This window comes from Enterobacter sp. Li2LvB3, assembly GCF_056156645.1.
Genome location: NZ_JBSICG010000009.1, coordinates 15,375 through 25,064 on the forward strand (window position 1 = coordinate 15,375; position 9,690 = coordinate 25,064).

9 protein-coding genes are annotated in these 9,690 nt (G+C 54.1%); 8 read left to right on the forward strand and 1 reads right to left on the reverse strand.

Annotated elements, in window-relative coordinates; all coding sequences use genetic code 11:
• Positions 1 to 88: 88 nt before the first annotated feature.
• The 8 genes from ihfB to ACS603_RS09220 all read left to right on the forward strand — a co-directional run bounded on the left by ihfB (position 89) and on the right by ACS603_RS09220 (position 8,895).
• On the forward strand, positions 89 to 376 hold the full coding sequence (gene ihfB / locus ACS603_RS09185) for an integration host factor subunit beta (protein ID WP_014069584.1): 288 nt from the start codon (positions 89 to 91) through the stop codon (positions 374 to 376).
• Positions 377 to 588: 212 nt separating this feature from the next.
• Positions 589 to 2,853 (forward strand): ComEC family protein, encoded by a 2,265-nt coding sequence (locus ACS603_RS09190; RefSeq protein ID WP_474944134.1) that lies wholly within the window; start codon positions 589 to 591, stop codon positions 2,851 to 2,853.
• 36 nt (positions 2,854 to 2,889) lie between these two features.
• Positions 2,890 to 4,638, forward strand: a complete 1,749-nt coding sequence (gene msbA, locus ACS603_RS09195; RefSeq protein WP_182060239.1) for a lipid A ABC transporter ATP-binding protein/permease MsbA — start codon at positions 2,890 to 2,892, stop codon at positions 4,636 to 4,638.
• On the forward strand, positions 4,635 to 5,612 hold the full coding sequence (gene lpxK, locus ACS603_RS09200; protein ID WP_474944135.1) for a tetraacyldisaccharide 4'-kinase: 978 nt from the start codon (positions 4,635 to 4,637) through the stop codon (positions 5,610 to 5,612). The genes msbA and lpxK overlap by 4 nt, the downstream gene beginning before the upstream one ends.
• Before the next feature lie 44 nt (positions 5,613 to 5,656).
• On the forward strand, positions 5,657 to 6,886 hold the full coding sequence (locus ACS603_RS09205; protein WP_182060241.1) for a winged helix-turn-helix domain-containing protein: 1,230 nt from the start codon (positions 5,657 to 5,659) through the stop codon (positions 6,884 to 6,886).
• A 45-nt stretch (positions 6,887 to 6,931) separates the two neighbouring features.
• Entirely contained in the window at positions 6,932 to 7,114 is a 183-nt protein-coding gene (gene ycaR, locus ACS603_RS09210) for a protein YcaR (RefSeq protein WP_006174474.1), read from the forward strand.
• On the forward strand, positions 7,111 to 7,857 hold the full coding sequence (kdsB, locus tag ACS603_RS09215) for a 3-deoxy-manno-octulosonate cytidylyltransferase (protein WP_182060242.1): 747 nt from the start codon (positions 7,111 to 7,113) through the stop codon (positions 7,855 to 7,857). Before ycaR ends, kdsB begins: the two co-directional genes overlap by 4 nt.
• 144 nt (positions 7,858 to 8,001) lie before the next feature.
• Positions 8,002 to 8,895, forward strand: a complete 894-nt coding sequence (locus tag ACS603_RS09220; RefSeq protein ID WP_182060243.1) for a YcbJ family phosphotransferase — start codon at positions 8,002 to 8,004, stop codon at positions 8,893 to 8,895.
• On the opposite strand, the gene elyC is transcribed toward ACS603_RS09220, so the two are convergent.
• Entirely contained in the window at positions 8,872 to 9,651 is a 780-nt protein-coding gene (gene elyC / locus ACS603_RS09225) for an envelope biogenesis factor ElyC (RefSeq protein ID WP_474944136.1), read from the reverse strand. The genes ACS603_RS09220 and elyC overlap by 24 nt on opposite strands.
• Between the last annotated feature and the right edge of the window lie 39 nt (positions 9,652 to 9,690).

The following is a 9,690-nucleotide window of genomic DNA, read 5'->3' on the forward strand; positions in this document are numbered from 1 at the left end:
CGTCCTGTAATCAATAACAAAGGGCGGCTACGGCCGCCCTTGTTTAATGAGCTGTTCAGCTAATTGGTTTGAAGGAACCGGAGGAATCATGACCAAGTCAGAATTGATTGAGAGACTTGCCAGTCAGCAACCGCATGTCCCGGCGAAGGCCGTGGAAGATGCTGTTAAAGAGATGCTGGAGCATATGGCCACCACTCTTGCCCAGGGCGAGCGCATTGAAATCCGCGGTTTCGGAAGTTTTTCTCTGCACTACCGTGCTCCACGTACCGGGCGTAACCCGAAGACAGGCGATAAAGTAGAGCTGGAAGGTAAATACGTTCCGCACTTTAAGCCAGGTAAAGAACTGCGCGATCGCGCCAATATTTATGGCAACTGAGTTTAGCTTTCAGGGTTAAACTGGGTTAAAAAGAAAGCACCTTAGGGTGCTTTTTTTGTTTGACGTTATTCTATTCTGAAGATGCCTCGCAATTCTGTATCCGCTTTTCTGCAAACTGAAAAATTCATTACAGCGCCCGCTGTCGTTCTCACTTTCTCTGCCTGACTCTCACCCTTAACAGCCACATACTCCTGCAAAACAGGGAGGTTGTGATGGGGATACCGACGATCAGTATGTGCGTGATTCTGGCAGTAATACCACTGCTCTGGTTGCCCGTGTTGCCAGGTATGCATGGGGTATGGGTGATGATCGCGACAGGGGTTTTATTCTCATTACACCGGTTAACGGGAATGCGCTTTACAGGCCTGTGGATGCTCTTTTTTTCCTGGGCAGTACTGTCGGCAATGGAGCTCGTCTGGCCGATGCAGCATTTAACCCACGGAGCACAACAGGCTGAGGTGGTGATCACTGAAACGGATGGTGCAACGACCCATAAAGGAACGATTGTTTCCCTGAATGGAAAGCGCTGGTGGCCCGCAACTGGCGTGGTGCTATACGGCAATGAGTTACCGCAGCCAGCCTGCGCAGGGCAGCGTTGGGCGTTGACACTGCGCCTCAGGGCCGTACATGGTGAGTTAAATGATGGCGGCTTTGATTCACAGCGAAATGCATTTGCCCGGCACCAGACATTGACCGGCAGATTTACAGCGGCAGAAATTGTCGATGGATCCTGTAGTTTACGCTCACGCTATCTGGCTTCTTTGCAAAACACACTTTCTTCTTATCACTGGGGGCCGGTGATCCTGGGCCTGGGGATGGGAGAGCGTCTGGCAGTGTCCCGGGAAATCAATAATCTGATGCGTGAGACCGGCACGATACATCTGATGGCAATATCCGGGTTACACATTGCACTTGCTGCATCAGTTGTATGGCTACTGGCCCGGGGCGTGCAGTTTTTCTTACCCTGCCACTTCATTAACTGGCGAATGCCTTTACTGGCGGGGCTTTTTTTTGCCGCCTTCTACGCGTGGCTGACAGGCCTGCAACCGCCCGCGTTACGTACGGTTATCTCGCTCGCAACCTTTGCGGCATTACGACTCAGCGGGCGATGCTGGTCAGCCTGGCAGGTTTGGTTATGCTGCGTGGCAGCCATTCTGGTTGCCGACCCGATGTCTGTACTTTCCCAGAGCCTCGTATTGTCAGCTTTTGCCGTAGCGGCACTGATATTCTGGTATCAGTGGTTACCGCTGCCGCCCTGGCGACTAACCCACTGGTTACGGCCATTGGGACATCTGCTGTATCTACAGGTGGGGATGTTGCTGCTGCTGTTGCCATTGCAGGTGCTGATTTTCCATGGATTCAGCCTCTCTTCACTAGTGGCTAATCTGTTTGCCGTACCCCTGGTGACGTTTATCTCTGTTCCACTGATCCTGCTTGGCCTGTTACTGCATTTGTTGCCGTTAGCTGCTCTGGAAATGGCTATCTGGCTCGCGGCGGATAAATCAATGGCGTTGCTTTTCTGGTTATTGATGCATTTACCCGACGGATGGCAGGACATCGATGAACGCTGGCAGTATCTAACACTGCTGCCCTGGTTCGCCGTTCTTGGCTGGCGCTTGCACATCTGGAAAACAGCGCCGGCGGTGTGCCTGGCGGGTACTGTTTTACTGACGTTCCCGCTCTGGAGAACGATGAAAAATGATAGCTGGACGCTGCATATGCTGGATGTGGGACAGGGGCTGGCTATGGTTATTGAACGTGAGGGCAGGGCGATTCTTTACGATACCGGGCTTGCCTGGCCAGGCGGTGATAGCGCCCAGCAGATCATTATTCCCTGGCTACGCTGGCATCACCTGGCCCCCGACGGTGTCATTGTGAGCCATGAGCATCTTGATCATGCCGGGGGCCTGCAATCATTACAAAAAGTCTGGCCGGTCATGTGGATAAGAAGCTCACTGCGCTGGGCGGGGCATCTTCCGTGTTTCCGTGGTCAACAGTGGCGATGGCATGGGTTAACATTCACCGTTCACTGGCCACCTGAAGATCTGTCTGTAGCGGGTAATAATCGCTCTTGCGTGGTAAAAATCGATGATGGCAGGCAGAGCGTTCTGTTGACGGGCGATATTGAGGCTAAGGCTGAACAGGCGATGGTAAGCCATCACTGGCGTTATCTTACGTCTACACTCATTCAGGTGCCTCATCATGGGAGCAATACCTCTTCCTCACTGCCACTGGTTCAGCGCACGGACGGAAAAGTTGCGTTGGCCTCTGCAGCACGCTATAACGCATGGCGATTTCCGTCGGTAAAAGTGGTCGGACGTTACAGAAAAGAGGGCTATTTATGGCTGGATACACCTCAATCTGGACAAATCTCCGTGACTTTTTCGCAACATAGCTGGCAAATCCGCCGCTTACGCGATCAATATTTACAGCGTTGGTATCATCAGTGGTTTGGCGAGCCAGTAGATAACGGGTAGAATATGCGGCTATTTCAACAAGTGCTGGTTTTTTGAATGCATAACGACAAAGATCTCTCCACGTGGCAAACGTTCCGCCGACTCTGGCCGATGATTGCACCTTTTAAAACAGGCTTGATCGTGGCGGGCGTAGCGTTAATCCTCAACGCAGCCAGCGATACTTTTATGCTATCGCTCCTCAAACCGTTACTGGATGACGGTTTTGGTAAAACGGATCGCTCAGTGTTGCTATGGATGCCTCTGGTGGTTGTCGGACTGATGATCTTACGCGGTATCACCAGCTATATTTCCAGTTACTGCATTTCATGGGTATCGGGAAAAGTGGTTATGACCATGCGTCGTCGGCTGTTCAGTCATATGATGGGGATGCCCGTCTCTTTCTTTGACAAGCAGTCTACCGGGACGTTGTTGTCACGTATCACGTATGACTCAGAGCAGGTGGCATCGTCATCCTCCAGCGCACTGATTACCGTTGTGCGTGAAGGCGCGTCGATCATCGGCCTGTTTATCATGATGTTCTACTACAGCTGGCAGCTGTCGATCATCCTCATTGTTCTGGCACCAATTGTTTCTATTGCAATCCGCATGGTTTCTAAACGTTTTCGTAATATCAGTAAGAACATGCAGAACACTATGGGGCAGGTGACGACCAGCGCAGAGCAGATGCTGAAAGGGCATAAAGAAGTGTTAATTTTCGGCGGTCAGGAAGTCGAAACGAAACGCTTTGATAAGGTCAGCAACAAAATGCGTCTCCAGGGGATGAAAATGGTGTCGGCCTCTTCTATTTCCGACCCGGTCATTCAGTTGATTGCATCCCTTGCACTGGCATTTGTTCTGTATGCCGCAAGCTTCCCAAGCGTGATGGAAACCCTGACTGCCGGTACGATCACCGTGGTCTTCTCCTCGATGATTGCGCTGATGCGTCCGCTGAAATCACTGACTAACGTGAACGCGCAGTTCCAGCGCGGTATGGCGGCTTGCCAGACACTGTTCAGCATCCTGGATTCCGAACAGGAAAAAGACGAAGGCAAACGTGTCATTGAACGCGCCCAGGGTGACGTTGAGTTCCGTAACGTCACCTTCACCTACCCGGGCCGTGAAACCCCTGCGCTGCGCAACATCAGCCTGAATATTCCGGCGGGTAAAACCGTTGCGCTGGTGGGGCGTTCTGGTTCAGGTAAGTCAACTATTGCCAGCCTGATCACGCGTTTCTACGACATTAACGAAGGTGAGATCCTGTTAGACGGTCACGACCTCAGGGAATACACACTGCAATCGCTGCGTAATCAGGTTGCGCTGGTGTCCCAGAACGTTCATCTGTTTAACGATACAGTTGCCAACAACATCGCTTATGCACGTACGGAAGAATACAGCCGCGAGCAGATTGAAAACGCTGCACGCATGGCCTACGCGATGGACTTTATCAACAAAATGGATAACGGTCTTGATACGGTCATCGGTGAGAACGGTGTACTGCTCTCGGGTGGTCAGCGTCAGCGTATCGCCATTGCGCGCGCACTGCTGCGTGATAGCCCAATCCTTATTCTGGATGAGGCGACCTCTGCGCTGGATACGGAATCTGAGCGTGCCATTCAGTCTGCGCTGGATGAACTGCAAAAGAACCGCACGTCACTGGTGATTGCACACCGCCTGTCGACTATCGAGCAGGCCGACGAAATCGTTGTTGTTGAAGATGGCCTGATTGTCGAACGTGGCAGTCATGCCGATCTGCTGGCACATCGTGGCGTTTACGCCCAACTTCACAAGATGCAGTTTGGCGAATGATCGCACGCATCTGGTCAGGTGAATCCCCACTGTGGCTGTTGCTTCTGCCGCTCTCCTGGCTTTATGGCCTGGTGAGCGGCGTCATTAGCCTGCTTTATCGTATGGGGATAAAACGTGCCTGGCGTGCGCCGGTTCCTGTTGTGGTGGTCGGTAACCTGACTGCCGGTGGAAATGGCAAAACGCCGGTCGTTATCTGGCTGGTGGAACAACTTAAAGCGCGCGGTATTCGCGTTGGGGTAGTGTCACGCGGTTACGGTGGCAAAGCGGCTCAGTACCCATTGTTGCTGACATCCGACACCACGACGGCTGAAGCTGGTGATGAGCCTGTTTTAATCTACCAGCGAACAGGTGCGCCGGTTGCGGTGTCGCCTGTGCGTAGCGAAGCGGTTCAGGCTCTCCTGGCTGAACATGACGTACAAATCATCATCACTGACGACGGCCTGCAACATTACGCACTGGCGCGTGACAAAGAGATTGTGGTCATTGATGGCGTTCGTCGTTTTGGCAATGGCTGGTGGTTGCCCGCCGGGCCGATGCGCGAACGTGCTTCACGACTGAAGTCAGTTGATGCGGTCATTGTGAATGGTGGCGTGGCGGAGCAGGGCGAAATTCCTATGCATCTCCATCCCGGTCTGGCCGTGAATTTGCTGACCGGGGAGCGCAAGGCTGTTGCACTACTTCCGGCTCTGGTTGCAATGGCGGGGATTGGGCATCCACCTCGCTTCTTCACTACTCTGGAACAATGCGGTGCAAGGCTTGAGAGGCGTGTTCCGCTGGCCGACCATCAGGCATTCGTGCCGGAACAGGTTGCAGCCTTCACCGTTCCCGGACAGACGTTGATCATGACAGAAAAAGACTCGGTGAAATGCCGCGCCTTTGCAAAAGAGAACTGGTGGTATCTGCCGGTTGACGCTGAACTCAGCGGTGAGCAACCGGAACAATTGCTAAAGGACCTGATTGCGTTGGTGCATTAATCGCAAACGCGGTTCTGGTGGCGCTTTGACTGACAGGAAAACGCATGTCTCTACCGCAACTCTCACTCTCAGCCGCACGTAACTTACATCTTGCCGCGCAGGGGCTGCTGAAAAAGCCTCGTCGCCGCGCACAACCTTCCGATATTCTTTCCACCGTGCAGCGTATGTCTCTGCTGCAAATCGACACCATTAACATCGTGGCCCGTAGCCCCTATCTGGTGCTGTTTAGCCGCCTGGGGGCGTATCAGCCTCAGTGGCTGGACAATGCGCTCAGCCAGGGCGAGTTAATGGAGTACTGGGCGCATGAAGCCTGCTTTCTGCCGCGCAGCGATTTTTCGCTGGTGCGTCACCGGATGCTCTCCCCGGATAAAATGGGCTGGAAATACCGCCAGGAGTGGATGCGGGAGCACGCCGCTGAAATCGAACAACTTATTGCCCATATACAGGAAAACGGCCCGGTTCGTTCGGTTGATTTTGAGCATCCACGAAAAGGGGCGAGTGGCTGGTGGGAGTGGAAACCGCACAAACGCCATCTTGAAGGATTGTTTACTTCAGGAAAGGTGATGGTGATAGAACGCCGCAATTTTCAGCGGGTGTATGACCTCACGCATCGCGTAATGCCGCACTGGGATGACCAGCGCGATCTGCTCTCGCAGGGGGATGCTGAAGCCATCATGCTGGCAAACAGCGCCCGAAGTCTGGGGATCTTTCGCCCACAGTGGCTGGCGGATTACTACCGGCTTCGCCAGCCAGTGCTAAAACCTCTGCTGGACATGTGGCACCAGGCGCAGCGTGTTATCCCGGTTGAAGTCGAAACGCTTGGTGAGATGTGGCTGGACGCTGATTTGCTGCCCCTGTTGCCGCAGGCTCAGGAGGGTAAACTCCAGGCGACGCACAGCGCGGTGCTTTCACCTTTTGATCCGGTGGTCTGGGACAGAAAACGTGCCGAGCAGTTGTTTAATTTCAGCTACCGGCTGGAGTGCTACACCCCGGCGCCAAAACGTCAGTACGGCTATTTTGTTCTACCGCTGCTGCACAAAGGGCAACTGGTCGGGCGTATGGATGCCAAGATGCACCGCAAAACGGGAGTACTCGAGGTTATCGCCCTCTATCTTGAAGAGGGGGTAAAAGTGACCGCAACGCTTGATAAAGGGTTAGCAACCGCAATTACGGATTTTGCCGTCTGGCAGGGTGCCCGGGAAGTGACGCTGGGGCGTTTACCTGACGGGCTGTTTACAGCCTGTCGAAGTGGCTGGGAAACAGGCACTCCCTGAAAAGGGATTGTGTTAAGCTTTAGGGATTACCCATACGGAGGAACTATGGATCACCGTTTACTTGAAATTATTGCCTGCCCGGTGTGCAACGGCAAACTGTACTACAGCCAGGATAAACAAGAACTGATTTGCAAACTGGACAGCCTGGCTTTCCCTCTGCGTGACGGTATTCCGGTTCTGCTGGAAAACGAAGCCCGTTCACTGGTGGCAGAAGAGAGCAAACCATGAGTTTTGTTGTCATTATTCCTGCGCGCTATGCTTCAACGCGCCTGCCAGGTAAACCGCTGGTGGATATCAACGGCAAGCCGATGATTGTGCATGTCCTCGATCGCGCCCGCGAATCGGGTGCCGATCGTGTTATCGTGGCAACCGATCACCCTGATGTCGCCCGGGCTGTAGAAGCAGCGGGTGGCGAAGTGTGCATGACCCGTGTCGATCACCAGTCCGGTACAGAGCGTCTGGCTGAAGTGGTCGAAAAATGCGGCTTCAGTGACGATACTGTCATTGTAAACGTGCAGGGCGATGAGCCGATGATCCCGGCGGTAATTATCCGCCAGGTTGCAGAAAATCTGGCCCAGCGTAAGGTGGGAATGGCCACGCTTGCGGTGCCTATTCACCACGCTGAAGAAGCGTTCAACCCGAATGCGGTGAAAGTGGTGATGGACGCAGAAGGCTATGCCCTCTATTTCTCCCGGGCGACGATCCCGTGGGATCGCGATCGCTTTGCGGCGTCGAAAGAGACAATTGGCGATACCTTCTTGCGCCATCTGGGGATTTACGGCTACCGCGCAGGCTTTATCCGCCGCTATGTGACCTGGGCGCCAGGCCCGCTGGAACATATCGAAATGCTCGAACAGCTTCGCGTGCTGTGGTACGGCGAGAAGATCCATGTTGCCGTTGCTCAGGAAGTCCCTGGCACAGGGGTTGATACCCCAGAAGATCTCGAACGCGTTCGCGCAGAGCTGCGTTAATCTCTCAGCATCCCCTCGCCTGGGGGGATGTTTAACCGCCTGGGCTTTTCTCCTTTTTCTTTCCCATAATTGATCTCATTCGGGTGACAACCGTCGCCACCACGCTCATTATAAAAGCAGTAGTCTTGATGGGGGTAATCTCATATGGAACAGCTGCGTGCCGAACTTAGCCATCTGCTTGGCGAAAAATTAAGCCGGGTTGAGTGCGTGAATGAGAAGGCAGACACCGCGCTATGGGCATTGTATGACAGTCAGGGAAACCCAATGCCGCTGATGGCCAGAAGTTTTACCTCGCCGGGTGTCGCCAGACAGCTGGCCTGGAAAATGTCGATGCTGGCACGAGAAGGAACGGTGCGGATGCCAACGGTATACGGCGTAATGACGCACGAAGAACACCCCGGCCCGGATGTACTGCTGATTGAACGGTTACGCGGGGTGTCCGTTGAAGCCCCGGCACGTACGCCGGAACGCTGGGAACAGCTGAAAGATCAGATTGTCGAAGCTCTGCTCGCATGGCATCGGCAGGACAGCCGTGGTCTGGTGGGCGCCGTCGATAGCACACAGGAAAATCTGTGGCCTCTCTGGTATCGCCAGCGGGTTGAAGTGTTATGGGGTACGCTTAATCAGTACAGCAATACCGGTCTGACCATGCAGGATAAACGCATCCTGTTTCGCACCCGCGAGTGCTTACCGGCTTTGTTTGAAGGGTTTAACGACAACTGTGTGCTGATCCATGGCAATTTTACCCTGCGCAGTATGTTAAAAGACTCCCGCAGCGATCAGCTACTGGCGATGGTTGGGCCGGGGGTCATGCTCTGGGCACCGCGTGAGTTCGAGCTGTTCAGGCTAAACGACAGCGCTTTCGCTGAAGGGTTACTGTGGCATTACCTGCAACGCGCGCCAGTTGCTGAGGCATTTATCTGGCGGCGCTGGCTCTATCTGTTATGGGATGAAGTGGCGCAACTGGTCAATACCGGGCGATTTAATCGCGCCAACTTCGATCTCGCGACCAAATCACTCCTGCCCTGGCTCGCCTGATGAGCCTTTCAGCCACTGCCAGATGCGCCCGAGCGCCTCGTAGCCCACGCGATCGCTGTGCATCAACCATACCGGGGACGGGATCGCCCGTTCCCACGGGTTAAGAGGCGCAGAGATAGCCATCTGGTTAGCGGGTGCCGGCAGCGGGTGTAAACCCTGTTTTTCGAAGAAAATCATCGCCCTGGGCAGGTGCGACGCAGATGTCACCAGTAAGAACGGCGCATCGCCAATGGCCTGTTTCACCGCGGCAGCCTCTTCTTCCGTGTCTTTTGGACTGTCCAGTGTGATGATAGATGAACGCGGCACGCCCAGCGATTCAGCGACTCTGGCGCCAGCTTCTGCCGTGCTGACCGGATTCGTTTTTGCCGCCGCCCCGGTGAAGATGATCTTGGCCCCCGGATTCGCCAGCCACAGGCGTATACCTTCGTTTAGCCGGGGAAGGCTGTTATTGATCAGGTTTGAACTTGGCGCCCACTGCGGATCCCAGGTGTAACCGCCACCCAGCACCACGATAAATCCGATTTTCTGATTTCCCTGCCAGGTCGGGTACTTATTTTCAATCGGGCGCAATAAGCTATCTGCGACGGGTTGCAGGCTTAACAACAGCAACGCCAGCCAGCCGAGCGTAATGAGCGATTTGCCACTTTTCTGAAAGCGACTAAACCACACCAGCGCCAGGCCCAGTGCGATAAGCATCAGCAGCAGAGGAAGGGGAAGCATCATGCCCCCAATGTATTTTTTCAGGGTAAAAAGCATCCTTTTTGGTTCCTTTTTTGACCATACAGCAGGCGATTA

Coding starts and splice junctions, on each gene's coding strand:
- ihfB (WP_014069584.1), top strand. CDS start 89: ATGACCAAGTCAGAATTGATTGAGAGACTTGCCAGTCAGCAACCGCAT.
- ACS603_RS09190 (WP_474944134.1), top strand. CDS start 589: ATGGGGATACCGACGATCAGTATGTGCGTGATTCTGGCAGTAATACCA.
- msbA (WP_182060239.1), top strand. CDS start 2,890: ATGCATAACGACAAAGATCTCTCCACGTGGCAAACGTTCCGCCGACTC.
- lpxK (WP_474944135.1), top strand. CDS start 4,635: ATGATCGCACGCATCTGGTCAGGTGAATCCCCACTGTGGCTGTTGCTT.
- ACS603_RS09205 (WP_182060241.1), top strand. CDS start 5,657: ATGTCTCTACCGCAACTCTCACTCTCAGCCGCACGTAACTTACATCTT.
- ycaR (WP_006174474.1), top strand. CDS start 6,932: ATGGATCACCGTTTACTTGAAATTATTGCCTGCCCGGTGTGCAACGGC.
- kdsB (WP_182060242.1), top strand. CDS start 7,111: ATGAGTTTTGTTGTCATTATTCCTGCGCGCTATGCTTCAACGCGCCTG.
- ACS603_RS09220 (WP_182060243.1), top strand. CDS start 8,002: ATGGAACAGCTGCGTGCCGAACTTAGCCATCTGCTTGGCGAAAAATTA.
- elyC (WP_474944136.1), bottom strand. CDS start 9,651: ATGCTTTTTACCCTGAAAAAATACATTGGGGGCATGATGCTTCCCCTT.